25 protein-coding genes are annotated in these 24,909 nt (G+C 36.8%); 20 read left to right on the top strand and 5 right to left on the bottom strand.

What is annotated here, in order from left to right; translation table 11 throughout:
• The first annotated feature begins 23 nt into the window (after positions 1-23).
• The 5 genes from IEV69_RS05095 to rlmB all read left to right on the top strand — a co-directional run bounded on the left by IEV69_RS05095 (position 24) and on the right by rlmB (position 7,388).
• Positions 24-452, top strand: a complete 429-nt coding sequence (locus IEV69_RS05095; protein WP_188440125.1) for a hypothetical protein — start codon at positions 24-26, stop codon at positions 450-452.
• A gap of 265 nt (positions 453-717) precedes the next feature.
• Complete coding sequence (locus IEV69_RS05090; protein WP_188440123.1) at positions 718-3,930, top strand: SusC/RagA family TonB-linked outer membrane protein; 3,213 nt, start codon at positions 718-720, stop codon at positions 3,928-3,930.
• Between the two features lie 14 nt (positions 3,931-3,944).
• On the top strand, positions 3,945-5,624 hold the full coding sequence (locus IEV69_RS05085; protein WP_188440121.1) for a SusD/RagB family nutrient-binding outer membrane lipoprotein: 1,680 nt from the start codon (positions 3,945-3,947) through the stop codon (positions 5,622-5,624).
• A 12-nt stretch (positions 5,625-5,636) separates the two neighbouring features.
• Positions 5,637-6,587, top strand: a complete 951-nt coding sequence (locus IEV69_RS05080) for a hypothetical protein (protein WP_188440119.1) — start codon at positions 5,637-5,639, stop codon at positions 6,585-6,587.
• Between the two features lie 66 nt (positions 6,588-6,653).
• The gene (gene rlmB / locus IEV69_RS05075; protein ID WP_188440117.1) at positions 6,654-7,388 is read left to right on the top strand and encodes a 23S rRNA (guanosine(2251)-2'-O)-methyltransferase RlmB; all 735 of its coding nucleotides are present in this window, start codon (positions 6,654-6,656) and stop codon (positions 7,386-7,388) included.
• Between the two features lie 23 nt (positions 7,389-7,411).
• Here the strand turns inward: rlmB and IEV69_RS05070 are convergent, their stop codons facing one another.
• Positions 7,412-8,179: a rhomboid family intramembrane serine protease gene (locus tag IEV69_RS05070; protein WP_188440115.1), complete on the bottom strand. Its 768-nt coding sequence runs from the start codon at positions 8,177-8,179 to the stop codon at positions 7,412-7,414.
• A 194-nt stretch (positions 8,180-8,373) separates the two neighbouring features.
• On the opposite strand from IEV69_RS05070, the gene IEV69_RS05065 reads away from it, so the two are divergent.
• The 5 genes from IEV69_RS05065 (at position 8,374) to IEV69_RS05045 (ending at position 13,444) form a co-directional block, all read left to right on the top strand.
• Positions 8,374-9,651 (top strand): replication-associated recombination protein A, encoded by a 1,278-nt coding sequence (locus IEV69_RS05065; RefSeq protein ID WP_188440113.1) that lies wholly within the window; start codon positions 8,374-8,376, stop codon positions 9,649-9,651.
• Positions 9,652-9,751: 100 nt separating this feature from the next.
• On the top strand, positions 9,752-10,168 hold the full coding sequence (locus IEV69_RS05060) for a RidA family protein (protein WP_188440110.1): 417 nt from the start codon (positions 9,752-9,754) through the stop codon (positions 10,166-10,168).
• Positions 10,169-10,199: 31 nt separating this feature from the next.
• On the top strand, positions 10,200-11,645 hold the full coding sequence (locus IEV69_RS05055) for an aldehyde dehydrogenase (RefSeq protein WP_188440108.1): 1,446 nt from the start codon (positions 10,200-10,202) through the stop codon (positions 11,643-11,645).
• Positions 11,646-11,720: 75 nt separating this feature from the next.
• Entirely contained in the window at positions 11,721-12,803 is a 1,083-nt protein-coding gene (locus tag IEV69_RS05050) for an amidohydrolase family protein (RefSeq protein WP_188440106.1), read from the top strand.
• Positions 12,803-13,444 carry an O-methyltransferase gene (locus IEV69_RS05045; RefSeq protein ID WP_188440104.1) on the top strand — a complete coding sequence of 214 codons (642 nt, stop codon included), beginning with the start codon at positions 12,803-12,805 and terminating at the stop codon, positions 13,442-13,444. Before IEV69_RS05050 ends, IEV69_RS05045 begins: the two co-directional genes overlap by 1 nt.
• A 2-nt stretch (positions 13,445-13,446) precedes the next feature.
• On the opposite strand, the gene IEV69_RS05040 is transcribed toward IEV69_RS05045, so the two are convergent.
• From IEV69_RS05040 to IEV69_RS05030, 3 genes are read right to left on the bottom strand one after another with little or no spacing between them, the layout of a single operon-like run.
• Positions 13,447-14,004: a phosphatase PAP2 family protein gene (locus IEV69_RS05040; RefSeq protein WP_188440102.1), complete on the bottom strand. Its 558-nt coding sequence runs from the start codon at positions 14,002-14,004 to the stop codon at positions 13,447-13,449.
• Positions 14,004-14,291, bottom strand: a complete 288-nt coding sequence (locus tag IEV69_RS05035) for a Sec-independent protein translocase subunit TatA/TatB (protein WP_188440100.1) — start codon at positions 14,289-14,291, stop codon at positions 14,004-14,006. The genes IEV69_RS05040 and IEV69_RS05035 overlap by 1 nt, the downstream gene beginning before the upstream one ends.
• A gap of 38 nt (positions 14,292-14,329) precedes the next feature.
• Positions 14,330-15,148, bottom strand: coding sequence for a BamP family beta-assembly machinery protein (locus IEV69_RS05030; protein WP_188440098.1), 819 nt, complete (start codon positions 15,146-15,148; stop codon positions 14,330-14,332).
• 168 nt (positions 15,149-15,316) lie between these two features.
• On the opposite strand from IEV69_RS05030, the gene pepE reads away from it, so the two are divergent.
• From pepE to IEV69_RS05000, 5 genes are read left to right on the top strand one after another with little or no spacing between them, the layout of a single operon-like run.
• Positions 15,317-16,024 carry a dipeptidase PepE gene (pepE, locus tag IEV69_RS05025; protein ID WP_188440096.1) on the top strand — a complete coding sequence of 236 codons (708 nt, stop codon included), beginning with the start codon at positions 15,317-15,319 and terminating at the stop codon, positions 16,022-16,024.
• Positions 16,024-16,938, top strand: a complete 915-nt coding sequence (locus IEV69_RS05020) for a glutaminase (protein ID WP_188440095.1) — start codon at positions 16,024-16,026, stop codon at positions 16,936-16,938. The genes pepE and IEV69_RS05020 overlap by 1 nt, the downstream gene beginning before the upstream one ends.
• A complete protein-coding gene (locus IEV69_RS05015) occupies positions 16,938-17,249 on the top strand; it encodes a GNAT family N-acetyltransferase (protein WP_262891963.1) in 312 nt (103 codons plus the stop codon). The genes IEV69_RS05020 and IEV69_RS05015 overlap by 1 nt, the downstream gene beginning before the upstream one ends.
• 32 nt (positions 17,250-17,281) lie before the next feature.
• A complete protein-coding gene (locus IEV69_RS13865) occupies positions 17,282-18,202 on the top strand; it encodes a GNAT family N-acetyltransferase (RefSeq protein WP_229741336.1) in 921 nt (306 codons plus the stop codon).
• Entirely contained in the window at positions 18,202-19,809 is a 1,608-nt protein-coding gene (locus IEV69_RS05000) for a L,D-transpeptidase family protein (RefSeq protein ID WP_188440092.1), read from the top strand. The genes IEV69_RS13865 and IEV69_RS05000 overlap by 1 nt, the downstream gene beginning before the upstream one ends.
• Here IEV69_RS05000 and IEV69_RS04995 read toward each other — a convergent pair.
• A complete protein-coding gene (locus tag IEV69_RS04995; protein ID WP_188440090.1) occupies positions 19,795-20,490 on the bottom strand; it encodes a murein L,D-transpeptidase catalytic domain family protein in 696 nt (231 codons plus the stop codon). The two genes, IEV69_RS05000 and IEV69_RS04995, sit on opposite strands and share 15 nt — an antisense overlap.
• A gap of 204 nt (positions 20,491-20,694) precedes the next feature.
• Here IEV69_RS04995 and gpmI point away from each other — a divergent pair, with 204 nt between their 5' ends.
• From gpmI to IEV69_RS04970, 5 genes are read left to right on the top strand one after another with little or no spacing between them, the layout of a single operon-like run.
• Positions 20,695-22,209 carry a 2,3-bisphosphoglycerate-independent phosphoglycerate mutase gene (gene gpmI, locus IEV69_RS04990; RefSeq protein WP_188440088.1) on the top strand — a complete coding sequence of 505 codons (1,515 nt, stop codon included), beginning with the start codon at positions 20,695-20,697 and terminating at the stop codon, positions 22,207-22,209.
• 11 nt (positions 22,210-22,220) lie between these two features.
• Positions 22,221-22,790 (top strand): thioredoxin family protein, encoded by a 570-nt coding sequence (locus tag IEV69_RS04985; protein WP_188440086.1) that lies wholly within the window; start codon positions 22,221-22,223, stop codon positions 22,788-22,790.
• A 35-nt stretch (positions 22,791-22,825) separates the two neighbouring features.
• The gene (locus IEV69_RS04980) at positions 22,826-23,236 is read left to right on the top strand and encodes a BT0820 family HAD-type phosphatase (RefSeq protein WP_188440084.1); all 411 of its coding nucleotides are present in this window, start codon (positions 22,826-22,828) and stop codon (positions 23,234-23,236) included.
• Positions 23,237-23,247: 11 nt separating this feature from the next.
• Positions 23,248-24,069 carry a type I methionyl aminopeptidase gene (gene map / locus IEV69_RS04975; protein ID WP_188440082.1) on the top strand — a complete coding sequence of 274 codons (822 nt, stop codon included), beginning with the start codon at positions 23,248-23,250 and terminating at the stop codon, positions 24,067-24,069.
• A gap of 27 nt (positions 24,070-24,096) precedes the next feature.
• Complete coding sequence (locus IEV69_RS04970) at positions 24,097-24,864, top strand: class I SAM-dependent methyltransferase (RefSeq protein ID WP_188440080.1); 768 nt, start codon at positions 24,097-24,099, stop codon at positions 24,862-24,864.
• The last annotated feature ends 45 nt before the right edge of the window (positions 24,865-24,909 follow it).

Raw genomic sequence — 24,909 nt, 5'->3', positions numbered from 1 at the left:
TTCACTATCTAAAACAAAAGAAAATGAAACATATTAAAATTATATTTACAGTGCTCACCCTAGCAATTTTCACAGTTGCCTGTGATGATTACAAAGATTTTGAGCAAGACAGACCTGCAGTGATTGGTTTTACAGGACCGGCTTCAATTAATCTTCCTGTACAAGCCGGTAACTCTACAAGAGAACGTGAGATACCCGTTTTTGTAAGTACCACCTCTGATGCTGACAGAACTTTTACTGCATCAGCTGTTGATGGTACTGAAGCTACTTCAGATAATTATTCTTTAAGTAGCGTGGTGATTCCTGCAAATGAACGCACCGGTATATTACTTTTTACTGCTATTGATGCAACTTTAACAAGCGAAGAACAACCCGTTGTAATAGCTTTTGACAATGCCGAAGGTGTTGTAAGTGGTACTCAAGTGACAGTGAATATATCAACTCAAAACTAACAGGAATTTATAGCTAATTTACTGTTTATTAATACAAACCGCTCTAATTAATTTTAGAGCGGTTTTTTTTGTTTTTATAAATACACCTAGAAGTTTACTCCAAACAATAAATATTTAAAATATTGAAATTATTTATGGAGGTGTTAAAATCCATAACAATATCTTAATGTTTACATAATAAAAACCAAATTTTTAGTTCAAAAAGTTGTTTTATTAAGTTTTTATTAAGACTTTTGAAACTGGCTAATTCAAATAAATTATAAAAATGAGAACAAAGTTTAGTGGAATTTTAACGCTATTACTAGCGTTTGTAGTGCAATTTACGTTTGCACAAGAAAAAACGATCTCAGGTACGGTGACTGATGACACAGGTCTACCACTACCAGGGGTTAACATTGTAATCAAAGGTACTACTACTGGAACCCAGTCTGATTTTGATGGAAATTATTCCCTCAATGCCAGTGTAGGGCAAACACTTGTGTTTACCTATGTGGGCTTTTCTACTCAGGAAAGAGCAGTAACCGCAACAACCTCAACTATTGACTTGCAAATGCAAGCAGGAGAAGAACTCTCACAAGTTGTTGTTACCGGTTTTGCAATTGCAAGAGAGAAAAAAGCACTTGGTTATGCAGTAAGTGAAGTTGCTGCTGAAAGCATTGAACAACGTTCTGAAGGGGATGTTGCCAGAGTACTTTCAGGAAAGACTTCCGGAGTTGTTATTAACAACACCAGTGGGATCTCTGGTTCTGCAACAAACATTAACATTAGAGGTTATAACTCCATTACAGGAAGTAACCAACCTTTATTCATTGTTGATGGTGTGCCTATTTCAAACGATACCAATGCAGTTGGTAGCTTTGTTACAGGTAACAGTGGATCGAGTCGTTCCTTAGACCTTGATCCCAACAACATTGAAAGCATTTCAGTTTTGAAAGGGTATGCAGCTGCAACTCTTTATGGAACGGAAGGTAAAAATGGTGTAATCCTTATTACAACAAAAGCCGGTTCTTCTTCCAAAACCGCAAGAAAAACTGAAATTACTGTAATTCAATCAGTATTTAATAATGAAATTGCTTCATTACCTGATTTCACTAACAAATACGGTAATGGTTTTGACCAATCATTTGGTAACTTTTTCAGTAACTGGGGTCCCGGTTTTTATGAAACAGGCCTTGGTGGTTGGGGAGACCCTTCAAGTAACATAAATGAAGATGGAACTTGGCCACACCCCTATGACAGACCGTCATTAAATGAAGTATTTCCACAATATGTAGATGCTACATTACCCTGGGAACCTGCTGACAACCATGTTAAAGAGTTCTTTAGAAGTGGTTTAGCAACAAATACCTCTGTTAATATTGCCGGAAGTTCTGAGGATGGTAAATACAACTACAACTTTAACTATGGTCGTGTAAACGATGAAGGGTTTACCCCCGGAAACGTAACAAAAAGAAACTCATTCTCTGTGGGTGGTAGAGCAATCCTTTCAAACAAGTTTACAGTTTCAAGCACTATAAACTATGTGAGAACAGATTTTACTACGCCTCCCGTAGCATATAGTAATGCCTCTTCAGCACAATTTGGTCTTTCAGTTTTTGGGGATGTATTTTATACTCCGAGAAACATGCCGTTAATGGACCTTCCTTACCAAAACCCAGTGACTGGAGCTAGTGTGTATTACCGTTCTGGAGATGATATTGTAAACCCAAACTGGACTGTTAAGAACAGTTCTGTAAACCAACTTACAAACCGTTCTTTTGGGCAAGCAAACTTCCAATATGAAATAAATGATAATTTAAGCGCATCTTACCGCGTAGGTTATGATGTGTATTCTGAATTTAATGAAATAAGCACCAACAAAGGAGCTGGTTCTCCTGAATCTGTTAACTTAGGTGAGTATACAACGTATACTAATACCAATCAAATTTGGGATCACAACTTGATGCTGAATGGAAGTTATTCATTAACTGATGACCTCGGATTTAACTTTACACTGGGGGCTACTTCAAAATATGAGCGCTATGACAGACATGGAATGCAAAGTATTGATCAAATTGTTTTTGATGTGTTCAGACACTTCAACTTCAGATCAAACAGTGGTGTGATACAAACAACTGCATACAGAAATATTGTGGGAGTTTATGGCCAGGCAGATTTTGATTTTAAAAACTATCTGTACTTAAACTTGGCAGCCAGAAACGACTGGGTTTCAAACCACGTTGAAAACAGTAAAGCTTACCCCAGTGCAAGTATTTCATTCTTGCCTTCAGTAGCTTTCCCGGGTATTAGAACTACAAACGGCATTAATTATTTGAAATTAAGAGCTAGTTATGGAACCTCAGCAGGATTCTCTTCAGGATTCCCGGTTTCTAACAACCTCTCACTGATTTCACAAGCATTTCAAGATAATGGTGGAACAACATACATCTCTAACACAACTGTGGGAGCACTTGGTAATCCAGGTTTAAAACCTGAATTGTATGAAGAAACAGAATTTGGATTGGAGTCAAGATTCCTTGACAACAGAGTAAGTCTTGATTTCTCATTTTATGATAGAGTAACAACAGACCAAATTACCTCAAGAGGTCTTGACCCTGCAACAGGGTATACATCTACAAGTGTTAACATTGGTAGAATGGAAGGGTATGGTTTCGAAGTTGACTTAGGAATTAATCCCGTAAGAAATGAAGGAAGAGGTTTTAACTGGAATATCAACACTAACTATACAAAATACAGAACTACAGTAGTTGATCTTGGTCCTGACTTTAGTGAAGATGATATCTTTGTTTATACAGGATTTACAGATCTTGGTAATGCTGCGATTGAAGGAAAACCTTTTAGTTCAATCGTAGGTACAGCTGTAGCACGTGATGAAAATGGTAATCTAATAGTAGACTCCAATGGTAACTACGTTTCAGAAACAGATTTAAGTATTATAGGTGATGCTACTCCAGACTTTTTATTGAACGTATCAAACAGTTTCTCATACAGAGGTTTAAATCTTAATTTCTTGATCAGCTATCAACACGGTGGGGATATTTACTCTCAAACAGTGGCCGGTTATTTATTAAGAGGTATAACTTCTGATACCGATGATAGATTAAATACGTTAATCTTACCAGGAGTTCAGGAAGATGGTACACCAAACGACATTCAATTAAATGCTTCTGCATATTATTTTGATAACTTAGGGTACAATGCATCAGAATTAAACATCTACGATGGTAGTGTAATTCGTTTGAACGAAATCTCATTAGGATATGATTTCCCAAAAAAGTTCATCGACAGAACACCATTTGGTGCAGTTTCTCTTACCTTAGCTGGGTACAACTTATACTATGACGCATTCAACACACCAGATGGCACAAATTTTGATCCAAACGTAATTGGTGTGGGTGTAAGTAACGCAAGAGGTTTTGACTTCTTTAACGGACCTAGTGGTAAGCGTTATGGATTTACTATTAAAGCATCATTCTAAAAAAAAATACAGACATGAAAAAAATAAAAATATTTATCTTAGCAACCATCGGTCTTTTCACCTTCAATGCGTGTGAGACCACAGAGATGGATTTAATAGATAGCCCAAATTCATTGACACCCGATCAGGCTGACATTGATTTTTTTATCAATGATATACAAATCGGCTTTGCTCGAACAGTATTGAATTTTGGAGCTCTTGGAAGCCAAACCACTCGCATTGATTATATGGACGGCGGTGGTGGTAACTACAACACAGCCTACAGCCCTGTTAGTTTTAATGGCGTTTGGTCTAGTTCTTACTCACAAGTAATAAAAGACATTCGCACAATGAATCCCTTGGCTGAAGAAATTGGTTTGACAAAACATATTGCCGTGGGACAAGTAATCGAATCATACTTAATGTTAACATTGGTAGATTTCTTTGGAGATGTTCCCTATTCTGAGGCATTTGACGCTACAAACCTTGAACCAAATCCTGATAGTGGTGCAGCTATTTATGCAGCAGTATTGGAATTATTAGATGAAGCAATCGCTAATTTTGAAGCTGAAAGCCCTAGTCACGCTTGGGACCCTTATTATAGTAACAACTATGATAACTGGATAAAAGTAGCTAACACTTTAAAAATGAAAGCGTATATCCAAACCCGTCTGGTTGACAACAATGCTGTAGCTTCATTCCAGCAAATTGTAAATTCTGGAAACTATATAACTTCAAATAGTGAGAACTTTGTATTCAACTTTGGTACGGAAGCTTTAGAACCAGATTCACGTCACCCGGGTTACGCTGCAGCATACCAATCAACTGGAACTGCCGGATATCCCTCAACATGGTTAATGGATTTAATGAAAAATGATAAATCAATCCCAGATCCTAGAATTCGTTACTACTTTTACAGACAACGTGCAAATCTTCCAACAAACGCAAACCAACAGTTTGAATTGATTAGATGTGCAGTAGAACCAATTCCTGCTCATTATGCAGCAGTTGGTGCTGTATATTGTTACCCGGGATATCCAAATTCAGCCGACGCAGAAGGTTACTGGGGAAGAGACCACGGAAACAGAGAAGGTCTTCCACCAGATGGTCGATTAAAAACTGCCAGAGGTTTATATCCTGTAGGAGGTCGTTTTGATGACAATGCATTCCAAGGGATTAACAATATTGAGCAAGGCGCAAGAGGAAATGGTATTTCACCAATTCTGTTAAGTTCTACAGTTGACTTTTGGAGAGCTGAAGCTGCTTTATTTGGTGGTTCAGGAAATGCCACAACACATCTGGTAAATGGAGTTCAAAAATCCATTAACTATGTGAGATCATTTGAACAGAGACACGTAAATGAGTTTGATGAATCATTTATACCACCCGCTTCTGATGATGCTACTTATATTGCAGAAGTTACTGCCAATATGAACGCAGCATCTGGTAATGCTGGCAAATTGGATGTACTTGCTAAAGAGTTTTTTATCTCTCTTTATGGAAACGGTGTTGATGCCTATAACTTCTACAGAAGAACAGGCTCACCCAGAGATATTCAACCACATCTTGAAGCGAATGCCGGAAGTTTTATCCGCTCTCATTATTATCCTGCAAATTCGGCTAATAATAACGTGAACATCTCTCAAAAACAAGATGTAACAACCCGTGTATTCTGGGATACGAATCCAATTGATGGGTTTCCTCAAAACAACTAAAAAAGAAAAATTATGAAAAATATATTTTTAAAATCAACATTATTTTCACTGGTTTTCTTGTTCTTCGCCTGTAGTGATACTGACGTAATTACAGACCAGGTATTTGAAGATACAACCACTGGTGGAATTCTAAGAACTTTAGAGTCAACAACAGATTTACCAATTGGTCTTGCTGATACCGGAGTAGAATTGCTTTTGGAAGTACAGGATGAAGAAGATGGGGATCTTTCTGACTTTATTGAAGTATATGCCAGCTTTCGCCACATTACGGGTGGAGGTGCAAATGACAGAGATGAAGTACTTTTAAAAACCGTTCCTAACAGTGAGTGGACTTATGGAGAGCGTTTACCAAGAGCCTTAGTGACTGCAACCTTACCTGAATTGCAGGCTGCTTTAAGTTTAGGTGATGATGACTTCACCGGTGGTGACCGTTTTATAATTAGAGTCGAACTCGTTTTTAAAGACGGAAGAAGGTTTAGTGATTATAATTCTTCTGCAACTGTCCTAGGAAACTTGTTTTTTGCATCACCATTTGTTTACAATGCAAATGTAACTTGTGTTGTACCTGAGGAAAGTTTCCTTGGAAGTTATACTGTTACAGCTGCAGGTCCAGGAGTAAATGGCTTACAGGTTTGGGAAGTTGGTACTGTAGTTACGTTAGTAGCTGAAGGAGGACCAACCAGACGATCATTTGATATTCAACACATTCCCTCCGCTGGAGTAGGACAAGATCCCACTACTTTTGCTTTTGATCTAGTTTGTGGTAATGTGAATATTGCTGCAAATCAGTCTACAGGTCTTCAATGTACTTCAGGTCTTTTCTACGGACCGGCACCTAGTGGAAACACTGGTAGTTATAATGCAGGTGATGATTCTAGTATAACTTTTATATTTACAGATAATGCTGAAGGTGATTGTGATGAAGCACCTCAAAATGTGACAGCCACACTTACTAAAAACTAGTCATTTTTTATTTATATCATAAAAACACCCGCCTTTAGCGGGTGTTTTTTTTTATACCTTTGTCAGATGCAAAAAGACACACAAATAATTGGGATTAGAGCTATTATTGAAGCAATAAAAGCAGGAACAACCATAGACAAAGTATTTATTCAAAAAAATACACAAGGAGAGTTAATGAGCAGTTTATTGAAGTTGTTAAAACAGCATTCGATTAATTTCTCGTATGTGCCTGTTGAAAAACTCAACAAACTATCGCAAGGTAACCACCAGGGTGCTGTTGCAACGATCTCCCCCATTTCATTTGTTGCATTGGAACAACTTGTTGAAGAAGTGCTTTGGAAAAAAGAAAACCCCTTGTTTTTAATTCTTGACCAATTATCAGATACCGGGAATTTTGGCGCCATTATCAGAACAGCTTCTTGCACAGGAGTCGATGGCATTATCATTCAAAAACACGGTGCGGCACCCGTTAATGCAACAACAGTTAAAACCTCTGCAGGAGCAGTATTTAAAATTCCCATTTGTAAAGTTGACCATATAAAAGATGCGGTCTTTTATTTTCAGTCAAGCGGAATCCAAATTATAGCAGCTACAGAAAAAGCAAAGCAAACGATTTATGAACACGATTTAAAACCCGGTGTGGCACTCATAATGGGTTCTGAAGAAAAAGGGATTAACCCCTCTGTTTTAAAACTGGTAGATACTGCAGTAAAGTTACCTATCCTTGGAGAAATTGAATCTCTCAATGTTTCAGTTGCTTGTGGAGCAATGCTCTATGAAATTGTAAGACAGCGCCTTTAATTAAACAAATAACCCTATTTCAATTATTCACCTTTCTTTTTAAACGTATAACGGATAGTTACTTTAGGCTTCAATGGTTCTGCATCGTTTGACTCCTTATGAACTTCGGGAATTTCATCCTCTTTTTGTAGTTCAACAAAATTTCCGTTTTCATCAAAATGTTTCATAAACGCATCTTCTTCTTCTGAATAGTCATCTTGTTCCCATTTATAGATTTTTGGTTTTTCTATGTTCGTCTTAAAGAAAAAAGAAAATAAAAACCCAACAAAAAGACCGGAAAGATGGCCCTCCCATGAAATTCCTTTTTCTATGGGGAATACATACCATAACAAACCACCATAGAGAAAAACAATGATTAACGACAACGCAATCAATCTGTAATAGGAAGAAAACACGCCTTTAAAAAACAAAAAGGAAACCAGCATATAGACAATTCCACTAGCCCCAATATGATAAGAAGGTCGACCAATAAGCCAGGTGAAAAAACCTGTCAAAAGCAGTCCAAACAACAACACTTTCCAACTTTCCTTTCTGTAAAAATAAAACAGAGCAGTAGTAAGCACTAATAGAGGTATACTGTTATTAAAAAGATGTTTTACACTGCCATGAATAAACGGGCTGAACAGAATTCCCTTTAACCCCTCAACTGAACGCGGGTACACCCCCCACGAATTAAAAATAACGTTAAAACGAATTTCAAACCAGTAAACCAACCATAGGATCATAACAAATGCAATTGGAAATGCAATCGTTCCGGTTGTGAAAATAAAAGGATTGTCTGATTTTTTCATTCAATTAACTACTTAAGGGGACATTACTGTTATTTTTAAAACTACTGTAAACCCAAAAACTCTGCCGTAATAAAGATACTGAAAATGTGACATACTGTGATTTTGATATTAGTAACCCATTAGATTTTTATTAATTAAATTAACTTTAAACTTTGAATCTTTTTTGGAACACTTAAAAACAATAACTTTACAGCATGAGCACACCACTTGCAGAACGTATTCGGCCAAAAAATCTCGATGACTACATCAGTCAGCGACACCTTGTTGGAAAGACCGGCGTTTTAACATCTCAAATCAAGCAAGGCATAGTGCCTTCTATGATTTTATGGGGTCCTCCGGGAACTGGAAAAACTACTTTGGCAAACATCATAGCATTGGAGAGTGGTCGCCCGTTTCATACATTGAGTGCAATTAGCAGTGGCGTCAAGGATGTTCGGGAGGTAATCGAAAAAGCAAAAAAAGGTGACGGTCTTTTCACTACAAAAAACCCCATCCTTTTTATTGACGAAATTCACCGTTTTAGTAAATCACAACAGGATTCATTACTTGGAGCTGTGGAAAAAGGCTGGGTGACACTTATTGGTGCCACGACAGAAAACCCAAGTTTTGAAGTGATCGCAGCACTTCTTTCACGCTGTCAGGTGTATGTTTTAAAACCATTTGAAAAAAGAGATTTAGAAGACTTACTGCATCGCGCTTTAGAAAAAGACGAGCTGTTGAAAAGCAAAAAAATTAAACTCAAAGAAACCGAAGCCCTCATAAGACTTTCTGGTGGAGATGCCCGTAAACTACTCAATATTTTTGAACTGGTCATCGAATCTGAATCTGCTGAAACAGTAACCATTACTAACGATATGGTGATGCAGAAAGCGCAGCAAAAAACGGTGCGCTATGACAAAACAGGTGAACAACATTACGACATTATTTCAGCATTTATAAAATCCATTCGCGGAAGTGACCCCAATGCAGCAGTTTACTGGCTGGCAAGAATGATTGAAGGAGGTGAAGATGTCAAATTTATTGCACGCAGATTGCTTATCTTAGCTTCTGAAGACATCGGCAATGCCAATCCCACGGCTTTAGTCATAGCCAATAACACTTTTCAGGCAGTGACAACCATTGGTTTCCCTGAGTCGCGCATCATTTTGAGTCAATGTGCCATTTACCTGGCTAATTCGCCTAAAAGTAATGCAAGCTACATTGCCATAAATAAAGCACTGGAAACAGTTCAAAAAACAGGAGATCTGGAAGTGCCACTTTCGATAAGAAATGCGCCCACCAAATTAAAGAAAGAATTGGGTTATGGTAACAATTATCAATATGCTCATAACTATGAAGGTAATTTCGTGCCACACGAATTTCTTCCTGAAGAAGTTTCAGGAAAAACATTTTATGAACCGGGAAACAATGCCAAAGAGAATGCATATAGAAATTATTTGAAGACACTTTGGAAGGACAAGTATAATTATTAACTAAAAATCTGCGTTAATCTGCTAAATCTGCGGGAACATTAAAGCAATTCCAAAGAGTCACTCAGAGAAGACACAGAGATTCGCTAAGTAAAATAAAAACATGAAAGGAAAGCTAATAAAAAACAAAGCCACTCCCAGAGGAAAATACCCGCACGTGAAACGCGTAGGTGATTTTATATTTGTTTCCGGAACGAGTTCACGAAAAGCCGACAATACATTTGCCGGTGTGGAACAAGTGGACGAAATGGGAAGTATGAAACTCGACATCGAAGCACAAACCCGTGCTGTAATTGAGAACATCAGAGACTTTCTCGCTGAAGAAGGCGCCGGACTGGAAGACATTGTTGATGTAACCTCTTTTTTAGTAAATATGAATGATTTTGCGGGTTACAATAAAGCCTATGCAGAATATTTTGATTACGATGGACCCACAAGAACAACAGTGGCTGTGCACCAACTCCCCCACCCACATTTACTGGTGGAAATTAAAGTGATGGCATACAAACCAGTTTCATAGTTTCGGGTTTTAAAATTTAAAGTGCAAGGCAATGAATGAAATAAAAAACTATATCGACGGTAAAATGCAAGCTCCTATTTCCAATGAATGGCTTGACAATTTTGATCCATCTTGCGGTGAGGTTTATGGAAAAATACCGAATTCAGGAAAAGAGGATGTAGAAGCTGCTTTTCAGGCAGCCGAAAAAGCATTTCCAGATTGGTCAAACACCACATTGGAAACACGCAGTCGTATCCTTTCTAAAATCGCAGACCTGATTGAAGAACAACTAGATATCTTGGCAGCAGCCGAATCAAAAGACAATGGAAAACCAATTTCATTAGCCACAAAAGTAGATATCCCCAGAGCTTCAGCCAACTTTCGATTTTTTGCACACGCCATTACCCAATTTGCGGGTGAATCACATGAAAGCGTAGGCTTTAATGCGATAAACTTTACTTTAAGAAAACCGCTGGGAGTTGTAGGTTGTATTTCTCCCTGGAATCTGCCCCTCTACCTCTTCACCTGGAAAATTGCTCCGGCGCTTGCTGCCGGAAACTGTGTAGTTGCCAAACCCAGTGAAGTGACGCCCATGACTGCCTATTTATTAAGCAAAATCTGCATAGAAGCCGGACTTCCTCCAGGTGTGCTCAATATTGTTCACGGTCTGGGTCACACCACCGGACAAGCCATTGTGGAACATCCAAAAATCAAGGCCATTTCCTTTACAGGTGGAACTGCAACAGGCGAGCACATCGCACGAACAGCTGCCCCGATGTTTAAAAAACTTTCACTCGAATTGGGTGGTAAAAACCCAAACCTCATCTTTGCTGATTGCGACTATGAAAAAATGCTTGACACCACGCTTCGCTCCTCTTTTGCCAATCAGGGACAAATATGTTTGTGCGGTTCACGCATTTTTGTGGAAGAAAGCATCTATGAAAAATTCAAAATCGATTTTGTGGCACGTGTAAAAGCACTGAAAGTAGGTCATCCTTCCGAAAAAGATACCAATCTGGGTGCTTTAGTTTCAAAACAGCATTTGGAAAAGGTGCTTGCATATATCGAAGATGCACCCAGTCAGGATGCAAAAATTCTTTGTGGAGGAAAACGAGTTACCATTCCAGGTTATGAAAACGGTTACTATCTGGAACCTACCATTATTGAAGTAAAAACCAACCGATGCAAACTCAACCAGGAAGAAATTTTTGGTCCGGTTGTGACTATTATGCCTTTTAAAAATGAAGAAGAAGCTTTGGAAATGGCCAACGATGTGCGTTATGGTCTTTCAGCAACTGTTTGGACAACCGATTTAAACCGAACCATGCGTCTTAGTAATCAATTACAAGCCGGTATTATTTGGGTGAATACTTGGTTAATGCGTGATTTACGCACCCCATTTGGAGGTGTAAAAGACAGTGGTGTAGGTCGCGAAGGTGGCTTTGAAGCATTACGGTTTTTTACAGAGCCTAAGAATGTGTGTATTCAGTATACTTAAAATTTAAAATTCATTAAATTTGAAGTGAATTCTTCAAATTATATAATAAGATTCCCATCCAGGCGGGAAAACAATATGGAAAAGAAACTAAGAATAAACGGCCACTCTCACCTGCTTCCCTATCCGGAAGAAATCCCCCAATTCATGAAAGATAAGGGCATCTTTTGGGTAGATAAAGACCGCAAGTTTATGCTTCAAAAAAACTGGAGTCGCCCGGTGACAGATTCAAGTTTTTTCCTCAACGAAAAGTTGGAGTGGATGGAACGAAACAAAATTGACCACGCTGTCGTACTGAACCTTTCCCAATTGTATGGCAACGGATTGCGGGTGGAAGAAATGAAACAGGCGCTGCGTTTTCAAAACGATTTTAACGCTCGTATTCAACACGAAAACCCTTCAAAATTCACTACAGGCTTTGTAGTGCATCCCGGGCTTTTAAAAGGTGCTATGTGGGAAGTGGAACGCTGTGTAGAAGAATTGGGAATGCAATTATTGTGTTTACCTACACACTATATGGATACCATTGGCACTTGGAGATGTATTTTTGATGAAGAGAATGAAGAACTTTTCGAACTGGTAAGTAAATACAATCTCGCCGTTGAAATTCATCCCTATGATGGTGAAAAATTTATTCTTTTGGAAAACACTTCCTGGCGTTTTCATCTCATCTGGATGCTGGCGCAGTGTGCAGATGCTTACCACTTTTTAACTCTGAATGGTTATCAGGATAGATTTCCCGGAATGCGCACTTGTTTTGCCCACGGCGGACAATTAGCACAAATCAACCTGGGACGACGCATACAAGGTTTTGACGGTCGCCCTGACCTCTTTGAAGGAAAACATCATCCACGAAAAGCTGTTGCCCATAAAAATATCTTTTTTGATACACTCGTTCATGATACCGGCTCACTTGGGTTGTTGGTTAAAAACCAAACTTCAAAGCAAGTTATTATGGGTCTTGATGACCCTTACCCTCTTGGAGAGATGGAAAGTGAAAAACAATCCTCTTATCCAGGTAAAATACTAGATTTAGCAAAAGAACAAAACATTTTGACCGAAAGTGAATGTGATGCGATTTGGAGTGATAATGTGATTCAATGGCTGTGCGGCGATGATGAGCAAGCAAAACAAAAATTGATTAAAAGAATTACCGGATAATGGAATTTATTTCTGAAGAACTTGAGGACTATGTGGAACACCACACTCAGGAAGAACCTGAATTACTTAAACAACTCAATCGGGAAACCTGGACAAAAGTGATGCAACCACGCATGCTTAGCGGACACTATCAAGGTAGGGTGTTGAGCATGATTTCCAAAATGGTGAATCCCAAAACAATATTAGAAATAGGCACATATACAGGATATTCTGCATTGTGTATGATAGAGGGCATCCAACAAGATGGAGTTTTACATACTATTGACCACAACGAAGAGCTTTTTTCGCTGCAGCGAAAATATTTTGACCTTTCTGGTTATGGAAAACAAATTGTGCAACATGTGGGAAAAGCACTAGAAATTATTCCTACTATTGATCAAACATTTGACTTAGTATTTATAGACGCTGATAAAGAAAATTACAGCAATTATTTTGAACTGATTTTACCTAAAATGAAACGGGGAGGAATCATACTTTCTGACAATGTTTTGTGGAGTGGAAAAGTGTTGAGAAAAATAAAAAAGGATGATATTGATACTGCTGCTTTAGTGGCTTACAATAAATTAATCAATAAGCACCCAAAAGTTGAAAGCGTTCTCTTACCCATAAGGGATGGCCTTACTATAAGTAGAGTTAAATAGTTCTAACCATTCTTATTGATTTTCGTTTTGCTAAATTTATAAAATAGTATTGCTACTATGAACCCCATAAAGGAACCAAAAATCAAATCACTTGGAAAGTGAACTCCAACAAAAATCCTGCTTAAAGTAAACAGCAACGGAAATACAAAAATCAACCAAACAAAATGATTGTATTTTCTTAAAATTAATACAGCAAAAGTGGCAATCAAAAAAGAACTTGAAGCGTGACCAGAATAAAAACTATAACTCACTGGTTGATGAAGTACTCTAATTAAATCGGCAAGTTCAGGAATATTATTGGGGCGCAAACGCGCAATTGCATATTTTGTTGAGATCATTAAAAGCAAGCTCACACCCAATGCAAGTAAAAAATAAGCTAAAACAATTCGGGCTTCTGTTGATTTATAAAATTTGAAAATTAAATAAATTATTAAGACAAATAGTGGTGTCCAAAATAAAGTGTTTGTAACCAACAGCCAAAAATTATCCCAAGATTCCAGCCCTGAATTATTAAGATATACAAAGAGGCTTCTATCCCACTCTTTCAGGGTTTTAAACATTAAAACTGACGTTTAATGGGTCCGGTGATTTCGTCAACATCTTCTTTAACTTTATCGATTTCGTTTTTAACATCTTTACTAATATCAACATCAATACCTTGGTCCTTGGCTCCCTTACTAATTTCACTTTTTAGGTCGTTGGTTGCATTTTTGATTTGACGTATTCCTTTTCCTAGTCCACGGGCAATTTCTGGCACTTTGTCAGAGCCAAACACCATCAGGACTATAAAAAGTATAAATCCTATTTCGGCTCCACTGATAAATAAAAAATGTACATTGAAAATCATAGTGCAAATATAGAAAGTTTCTGCTCCCTGTAAACAATTTATTTAGATTGAGATAAATAGATTTTTTGTTGTTTTTCTAAAAAATCCATTAACTTTAATTCGTTGTGTTCCCTTAATAACTCAGTTGTAAAACCATTTTCATTTACAAAATAAAGAAAGTTGTCAATGTCTGTTTTTTTAATTTTTAAGGTTTCTGTAAAATAACGTTCAGAAAATCGTTGCTTGATAGCGATTGTTGAACCATCCTTTAATTTCATCTCTTCCAGTGTTGTCATCCTGCCTTTTCTTTCAGCTTTGGCATCTGATTTAAAAAGCAAATCAGCCAACAATGCAAAAGGATACAAAATATTAAGCCCTGCAGGTTGTACTTCTTGTAAAGCTGAGTTTTCAACAGCACTGCTTTGATCAGCACTAAACTCATAATCAAACTCCATACTTTCCCAAGAGAGGTTTAGATCAAGAGCCAAATCAGTTGTTTTGATACGGCTCACGTCCACATGGATGTTTCCGGTAAGGTCATGAGGCCTTACAATCACTTCGTCAAGCTGCATTACAGCGGGATTCACATAAATTTTCATTTGTTGGGTTTCCAAAACCCCTTCATCAACAATAACGGTGAATTTTTGAAATTGTAGTGCAGAAAAAAGAACCCTGTCATTCAATCCTACTTTTATTTGAAATACACCTTCGGCATCAGATATTGTTCCTTTTTGTGAAGATGTATTATATATTGAAATGCCTTCCAAGTCTTCTCCGGGAGGTGCAGTTATTTTTCCCTGTACCAAAACCCTGTCAATCTCTTGTGAAAAAGTTACAAATGGAATTACAAATAGAAAAACTAATAATAATTTTTGCATATATAAATTTACATTTAAAAATTCAACCACGAATTTAAACAAGTGTTAAAACTGAGTCAATCAAAATAATGTAGCTTTAATGTATTAATTTTGTGGTAAATGACTTTCCATTAAAACACATTTTAAAGGTGTTTTAAGCCGAAAGCAATTAAATAATAAATTTAAATAATGAAAAACTGCATAATCGCCAGCACATCAACCATCTATGGAGGCAAATATTTAGACTATTTATTACCTCATCTTTCTGATTTATACAGTCATACAAATGAGGTTTTATTTATTCCCTATGCACAACCTGGTGGAATGAGTTGTGATGCATATACACAAAAAGCGCTGGAGGCTTTCAAACATATTGGAAAGAACGTTGTTGGATTGCACACCTTTTCCAACCCTGTCGAGGCTTTAAATAAAGCTGAAGGTATCTTTACAGGAGGAGGAAACACCTTTAGACTTGTAAATGAACTTTATAAAATGGACGTGATGCAAACGCTTCGTGAAAACATTCTCAACGGCACACCTTACCTGGGAACCAGTGCAGGAAGCAATATTTGCGGGTTGACAATGCAAACTACAAACGACATGCCTATAGTGTATCCCCCAAGCTTTAAAACACTTGGTATTTTGCCTTTTAATTTAAATCCACATTACCTTGACCCTACACCAAATTCAACTCATATGGGAGAAACCCGTGAAACTCGGATTAAAGAATTTCACAGCCTTAATAATTTACCGGTTATTGGTCTTAGAGAAGCGAGCTGGCTTGAACTAAAAGGAAAAGTAATTTCACTAAAGGGACAATTAACAGCTAGAGTGTTTTTACAAAATAAAGATCCTTTTGAAGTTAATCCAACTACCGATTTACAAACAATCATTTAATGAATTATTCAAAAATCATACACCAAATTGAACATGAACTTCAAGATTTTCCAAACAATGGTAAAGTAGCTTCATACATTCCCGAATTATCAAAAGTAGATCCGGAAATGTTTGGTCTACACCTATATTGCATCGATGGCAATCACCATTCATTTGGAGATTCTACTGAACGATTTTCAATTCAAAGTATTTCAAAAGTTTTTAGTTTAACATTGGCTATGCAACTCTTGGGTGATGATTTATGGAAGCGAATGGACGTTGAACCATCAGGTAATGCATACAATTCACTTTTTCAGCTGGAAAGGGAAAACGGGATTCCAAGAAACCCTTTTATCAACTCGGGTGCTTTGGTGATTTCAGATATATTGGTTTCAGAATATGATAACCCAAAGGACGAAATCTTAAAGTTTGTAAGGAAAATTTCCGGAAAACACACAATTAATTTTAATGAAAAAGTAGCTCAAAGTGAAAAACAACACGGCCATAGAAATGCAGCATTGGCAAACCTGATGAAATCGTTTGGAAATATAAAAAATGATATCAATGCAATTCTGGATGTTTATTTTTATCAATGTTCTTTGGCTATGAGTTGTGAAGAGCTTGCAAGTGCCTTTATGCTTTTTGCCAATGAAGGAAAAATTTTAGAAACAAATGAACAAGTTATTCTCCCCATAAAAGTGCAAAGAATCAATGCCCTTATGCAAACCTGTGGTTTTTATGATGAAGCAGGTGAATTTGCGTTCAGGGTTGGGCTGCCGGGAAAAAGTGGTGTAGGTGGAGGAATTGTAACTGTACATCCCGAAAAATACAGTGCAGCGGTATGGAGTCCTAAACTCAATCAAAAAGGTAATTCTCTTTTGGGAATGGAAACCTTGGAACGCTTAACAACCAAAACAGGTCTTTCAATTTTTTAATTAACTTTAAGAAACAATTCATTATGGATAGCAACATAAAACACAAGGAGAATAATACAAACGGGCTTTTTTTTATCGAAAAAGAACAAAAAATTGTAGCTGAAATGCAATATAGTTTTACAGACAAAAATGAGATTACTGTAAATCACACAGAAGTAAAACCCGAACTCAAAGGAAAAGGTGTTGGCACAAAACTTTTGGATGCACTTGCAGACTATGCCAGAGAAAACAATCTCAAAGTGGTTCCGTTATGTCCTTTTGTGGAAGTTCAGTTTAGCAGATATCAAAAATACAATGATATCAAAAAATAGTGAAAATCATTTTAGAAACAAAAAGGACTTATTTGAGGGAATTCTTACTTGAGGATGCCAAAGATTTCTATGAAATGAATTACGACCCTGAAGTTATAAAATATACAGGAGACCCGCCATTTTCAAGCATAGATGAAGCAGTAGATTTTATTAAAAACTATAACACTTATTCCATTTATGGTTATGGAAGATGGGCCGTTTGCGATAAAATAACGAATGAGTTCTTAGGGTTTTGTGGATTAAAATTCCACCCCAAAGAAAATCTTGTTGAAGTAGGATACCGATTGAAAAGAAAATTTTGGGGCAAAGGTTTTGCAACTGAGACCACCAAAGATGTAATCCAATTTGGTTTTAAAAACTTTAACTTTAATGCCGTCTATGGATTTGTGGATCCTTTAAATAAAGCATCTTGCAACGTGCTTTTAAAGTGTGGGATGAACTATTTATTTAAAGCGAATCACGATGGTGATCTTGTACTTTTTTATAGAGTTTTACACCCTGATATAAAAATTAAAAAAATTAGCGCAGAAAAAACAATTCCAATTAGACAGGCTGTTTTAAGGCAAGGAAAACCAATTTCAAGTTGTGTTTTTAAAGGGGACGAATTAAAGTCGACCGTTCACTTTGGATTGTTTTCAAAAGGTAAATTGGTTGCTGTAGCAACTTTCAATGACAATCTACATTTAGGATTCAAGGGCTCTCAAATACAATTAAGGGGGATGGCAGTTCTGGACCAATACAAAACAAAAGGTTATGGCAGGTTGCTTCTTGAAATCGGAGAACAATTAGCAACTCAAAAGAAAGTAACCATTTTATGGTTCAATGCACGCATTGCAGCAATACCCTTTTATGAAAAGTTTGGCTACAAAATTATTGGAGATTCTTTTGAAATTCCTGATGTTGGCACTCACTTTGTTATGTATAAAGAAATGAATCAAGAAACCCCAAATTAATGATCAAAAAATACCTCATAGTTTTAATTGCGATCAGCATATCTCTTTTCGCCTGTAAAGATGGTATAAAGGTTGAAACTATGCCTGAAAAAACATTTGAAGAAATCAAGCTAAAGATACCAAAAGAAAATAAAATAAAACAGCATTCAATGGATTCAACATCATTTGCTGTGATTAAAGATTCGATTATTTTATCCTTCTACCAGAAAAATAACCTTAAAACTTTTTGGGTTTCTGATGTTGTTCGAGGCAACTTATTACAAACACTTTACAATTTAGAAGACGAAGGCTTATTTAAATCTCATTTTCCCCTAGATTCTATAGATAAACAAGAGCAAAACATCACAAACTTATCTGATAACGATTTGGTAAACTATGACATTTTACTAACAGAAACACTGTTAAAGTACCTTATCAAAGTAAGTAGGGGTTCGATTCAACCAAATAAATTTTATAATGATTATACTTTGAATGAAAACTCATTTGATTATTTAACTGTTTTAAAGAAATTACAAAATGAAGATTTTGAAGCAGCAATTGCATCGATAAAACCACAACATTTAGTTTATAAGCAACTAAAAGAAGCTTTGAAGCTGATAGATGAATTCAAGATCAACTCATTTCCCCGAATTGATATTGAAGACAAAATACGATTGGGGGATAGTTTAGAAGAAGTTGCTGTTATAAAAGAACGCTTGATATTTTGGAAAGACCTGTCCCCAAAAGACAGCCTTACTTTACTATTTGATGAGGAAACTGAACTTGCTGTACAAAAATTTCAAATGCGACATGGCCTTGCTCCAGATGGAGTTGTGGGCGCAGGAACCCTTTCTGCTTTAAATATTACTCCAGCTGAAAGAAAACAGCAAATCATTGCCAATATGGAACGATGGAGATGGTACCCAAGAAGTTTTGGAGATGAATACATTATTTTAAATATCCCGGATTATTCAATGCAGGTTGTGCGCAATAATGATACAACACGATCCCATAAGGTCATCGTGGGGAAAGCTTCTAGAAAAACCCCGGTTCTTAACTCAAAACTCACACATTTGGTCTTTAATCCAACCTGGACCATCCCTCCAACCATTAAAAAGAATGATATCATTCCGGCGACAGCCAAAAACCGTTCTTATTTAACAGATAAAAATATTACTGTGTATGACCGAAGTGGAGCTGTTATAAAACCTGAAGATTGGAATCAACGTGATGCTGTGTCTTATCGATATGTTCAAAGCCCCGGAAACTATAATTCCCTTGGACTTGTAAAGTTTATGTTTCCAAATAAATATGCTGTCTATTTACACGACACAAACTCCAGAAGCTTTTTTGAGCGTGCAACCCGGTCTTTGAGCTCAGGCTGTGTGAGAGTTCAAAATCCATTTGAATTATCAGCCTATTTGTTGGATGACGAGGAAAAATGGAGTTTAGAAAAGATTTTAAATTTAGTAAAAACAAACAAAACCACAGAAGCGAGAATGAATAGAGATGTTCAGGTACACTTATTATATTGGTCCGCCTGGAGTGAAAATGGCAATCTTAAATTCAGAGACGACTTATATGAAAAAGATTTTAAACTATATGAAGCCTTATCAAATCAATTGTGATTTTGATGAATAATCATTAGACGGATAATAGACAAACAAACAGGATTTTTCCTTAATCATGTTTATAATCGTCTTACTTTCCTCCTTCGGTAATGAAGGACACCCTAAACTTCTACCCAATCTGCCATATGTTTTGATAAAATCTTCGGTGGCATAATCGGCTCCATGAATTACAATAGCTCGTTCTCTTGCTTTGTCATTGATTCCGGTTTCCAAACCATCCAATCGCAAAGAGTATCCATGTTTTCCGTAATAAGTCTCTGCTGTGGCATAAAACCCTAAACTACTTTGATAGGATTCAGGAATATTAGAAAATGACTTAGCATATTCATTGCCTGTATTTCTTCCATGCGCCACATAAGTTTGATACAATACTTCATTCAACTCCAAATCAATCACCCAAAGGCGTTTTTCATTGGCTGAAAGACTAAAATCTACAACTGTTAATAAGTTCTTTTGTATTTTTCCGGTTTCTTGAAGTTTATAATAACCGTTCAACGCCTGCGTAAAACTTTGCAATGAAGGTAAATTATACTCATTGGTGGTTAAGTTTTCATAGACCAATTCAGCTTTTGTGAGTGAGTTAGTCGATAATTCAGTTAGGTGAATCTTTGCAGTGTTGGAATTTGTTGTAAGTGAAAACAAGCTTAACAACAAAATGGGGAGAATTCTGTAAGTCATTCGTATTCTTTAGGTTAATTTTAATTTTGGGCATTCCAAAAATAAAATTTATTCTGGAAAATCAAAATTATTTATACTTAAAATTTTAAAAGTTAGAATCTTTCATGTATTTAAACGGATAAATCAGCGTTTTCTTATATGATTCACAAGATTAAAATTTTGCAATCAAAAATACTTGCTACCTTTGCAAAATATATTTAAAATATGAACAAAAAAGTGCTTTTAATGATTTTGGATGGGTGGGGAGTTACTCAAAACCCCGAAGTTTCTGCTATCGCAAAAGCAAACACTCCTTTCATTGACTCATTATACTCAAAATATCCAAATGCACAGTTACTGACAGATGGTCTAAATGTAGGACTTCCGGAAGGTCAGATGGGCAATAGCGAAGTGGGCCACATCAATCTGGGAGCCGGTAGGATCATTTACCAGGAATTGGCAAAAATTAATTTGGCTGCAGAAAACAACACATTGAGTGAAGAAAAAAGCATCAAAAATGCGTTTGAGTACGCAAAAAATAATAATAAAAATATTCATTTAATTGGATTGGTATCTAATGGTGGGGTCCACTCTCACATCAATCACCTGAAAGGCCTTCTTACCGCAGCAAATAAGGAAGGTGTAAAAAATGTTTTTGTACACGCCTTTACAGATGGCCGAGATGTTGATCCACAATCAGGGAAAGCATTTATCCCTGAATTGCAAAATCATATAAAAATCACCGGTGGAAAGTTAGCATCAATCATCGGAAGATATTATGCAATGGACCGCGATAAACGCTGGGAAAGAACTAAAAAAGCCTTTGATTTATTGGTTAACGGAAAGGGAATAGCTTCTAAAAATGCCCTGGAAAGCATTCAGCAAAGCTATGACAATGGAGTTACAGATGAATTTATTGAACCCATTGTTCTTACCGAAAACGGTAAGCCCACAGCCACAATTCAACCCAATGATGTGGTTATTTTCTTTAACTTTAGAACAGACAGAGGAAGACAACTTACAGAGGTACTTACCCAAAAGGATTTTCACGAATACAATATGGCTAAAATGCCCCTTCACTTTGTGACAATGACCAATTTTGATGATACTTTTCAAGACATAAAAGTTGTTTATAAAAAGGAAAACATCAATAACACTTTGGGTGAAATCATATCAAAAGCAGGTAAAAAACAAATTCGTATTGCCGAAACAGAAAAATATCCACACGTTACCTTTTTCTTTTCAGGAGGTAGAGAAAAACCATTTAATGGTGAAAAAAGAATTTTGTGCCCCTCACCAAAAGTAGCAACTTATGATTTGCAACCCGAAATGAGTGCTTATGAAATAAGAGACAAAATACTTCCTGAAATTGATTCACAATCAGCAGACTTTATCTGTCTTAATTTTGCAAATCCTGATATGGTTGGTCACACAGGTGTTTTTGAGGCTGCCGTTAAGGCCTGTGAAACCGTTGATAGCTGTACTAAAAGTATTGTAGAAATCGCTGTTGAAAACAACTACACAACCATTATTATTGCAGATCACGGTAACAGTGAAACAATGATAAACCCCGATGGCTCACCTAATACAGCACACACCACAAACCCGGTTCCAATCATAATTGTGGATAATGAAATTAAAAAAGTGCAGAATGGAGTTTTAGCTAACATTGCACCCACAGTTTTAAAACTTATGGGGATCCAAAAACCTTTTGAAATGAATGAAAAATCACTAATTTAAATTAAATACAAATGATAAAGTATCTCTTTTTTTTTACACTAAGCCTGGCATTAATTTCTTGCGGAAACAATAAAAAAGCAGAAAATCAAAACCAGGAAGAAGAGCAAGTTGAAAGTGAATTAAACTCTACAGAAGAGGCCCCTGTTCTCTTGGGAAAACAGGAATTTGAAGTAATCAAAAAAGCACCTTATGATATTTGGTTTAATGAAAACTATAAGTACGAACCAAATCAACAAATTCTAAATTCTTTAAAGATTGCACTAGAGGGTAAATCAATGGTAGTTTTTATGGGAACCTGGTGTGAAGACAGTCAACTTCAAGTCCCGGTGCTTTTAAACATCCTTGACAAGATTGATTATGACACTTCAACCATTCCACTTTATACCCTTTCAGAAAACAAAGACACACCCAGCGGCATCGAAAAAGAATATGAAATTGAATATGTACCAACGATAATTGTGTATGAAAAGGGCGAAGAAATGGGAAGAATTGTTGAATACCCTATAAACAGCATAGAAATAGACCTGCTGCAAATTGCAAAAGGAGAAGAATATAAACACGCTTATTTTGTAGAAGAATAACAATATCCTGTTGTTTTTATAAAATTAATTAAGCTATGAATTTTAAATCACTCACAATCGCAGTCGATTTTGATGGTACTCTGGTAGAAAATCAGTATCCCAAAATGGGAAAACCTGTGCTTTTTGCTTTTGAAACCCTCAAACAATTGCAGGATGAAGGGCATCGTCTCATATTGTGGACATACCGGCACGGTTCAGAGCTTGATGAAGCGGTAGCGTTTTGTAAACAAAAGGGCATTACATTTTATGCTGTCAATAAAAGCTTTCCGGAAGAAGAGTTTGATGAAACACAGAGTAGAAAAATTTTAGCTGATATTTATATTGATGACAGAAATATTGGCGGACTGAAAGAGTGGGGCGAAATCTATCAACTTTTAGTAAAACAAAAAGGAGGACTCAAGAAAAAATCAAGTAAGAAGGGATTCCTTTCCTTTTTAAAAAAATAATACCTTTTAGTATGATCATACCAAAAACAAAAGAAGAAATTGAATTGATGCGTGAAAGTGCATTAGTGGTTTCCAGAACATTGGGAATGATAGCCGCTGAGATTAAGCCAGGGGTTAAATTGAATAAACTGGACGAACTTGCAGAAGCATATATCAGAGAAGAGGAAAATGCTGTGCCTGGGTTTAAAGGACTTTATGACTGTCCTTCAACCCTTTTGATAAGTGCTAATGATCAGGTTGTTCATGGGCTGCCTACAGATTTTGAAATACAAGAAGGTGATATCCTTTCTATTGATTGTGGCGCCATCAAAAATGGCTATTATGGCGATCATGCTTATACCTTTCAAGTGGGTGAAATAAAACCCGAATTCGCCAAATTACTGGAGGTCACCAAAGAATCACTTTACAGAGGAATTAGAGAGTTTAAAGCAGGCAATCGCGTGGGCGACATTGGTTATGCTATCCAAAATTATTGTGAAAGTTTTGGATATGGTGTGGTAAGAGAGCTTGTGGGTCACGGTTTAGGAAAAAAACTTCACGAAGATCCTGAAATTCCCAACTACGGAAAACGCGGAAGAGGTAAAAAATTTATAGAAGGCATGACCATTGCCATTGAACCTATGATCAATTTGGGAACCCACCGTGTAAAGCAACTAAAAGACGGCTGGACAATTGTAACTGATGACGGCAGACCCAGCGCCCATTTTGAACACAATGTAGCATTGGTTGACGGCAAACCCGAATTGCTTTCAACGTTTGGTTATATCTACAAAGTGCTGGGTATTGAAAGTGATGAAGAAAATGAGTTTAGACAAACTGCATTGGTGCTTTAAAACAAAAGCACTCAAACAAACAAAATCGTGAAATCACTTTTTAAGTTTTTCCTTAATAAAATACCCAGACAATCACTCATTCGATTGAGTTATATCTTTCGGCCCATATTAGCTCTCTGGTATCGGGGAACTCAATTTGAAGACCCCATTGACGGGAAAAGGTATCGCAGTTTCCTGCCTTACGGTTATGAAAACCCACGGGAAAATGTCTTGGCTCCGGGAACCCTTTCGCTGGAGCGACACCGTTTACTGTGGTTGTATCTAAAAAATGAAACTACATTTTTTACAAAGAATTTAAAAGTACTTCATTTTGCCCCTGAACAGGCGTTTTATAAACGATTCAGAGAATTAAAAAACCTCGATTACACGACTACAGACCTCAATTCCCCATTGGCGGATGTAAAGGCTGACATTTGCAACCTGCCTTTTAACGACGATAGCTTTGATTTTATACTTTGCAATCATGTGCTGGAACACATTCCCGACGACACAAAAGCAATGCATGAACTGTATCGTATTTTAAAACTAGGTGGGACAGGTATTTTCCAGATTCCGCAAGACCTGTCCAGAGAAACTACTTTTGAAGACAACAGCATTACAGACCCCAAAGAAAGAACAAAGATTTTTGGTCAATATGACCACGTAAGAGTTTACGGTAGGGATTATTTTGACAAGTTAAGGTCAGTTGGATTCCACGTAGATGAGGTTGATTACACCAAGCAATTTTCAATCGAAGAAATGGAACGCTTTCGGCTTTCTGAAAGTGAGATTATTCCCGTGTGTCGGAAGATTTAAACATTTCTTTAACTATCCAAAGAAAAGAAGGATTGATTTTTTTTA

The organism is Planktosalinus lacus, from assembly GCF_014640155.1.
Taxonomy (GTDB): Bacteria; Bacteroidota; Bacteroidia; order Flavobacteriales; family Flavobacteriaceae; genus Planktosalinus; species Planktosalinus lacus.
This window is presented reverse-complemented; position numbering and strand designations above follow the sequence as displayed.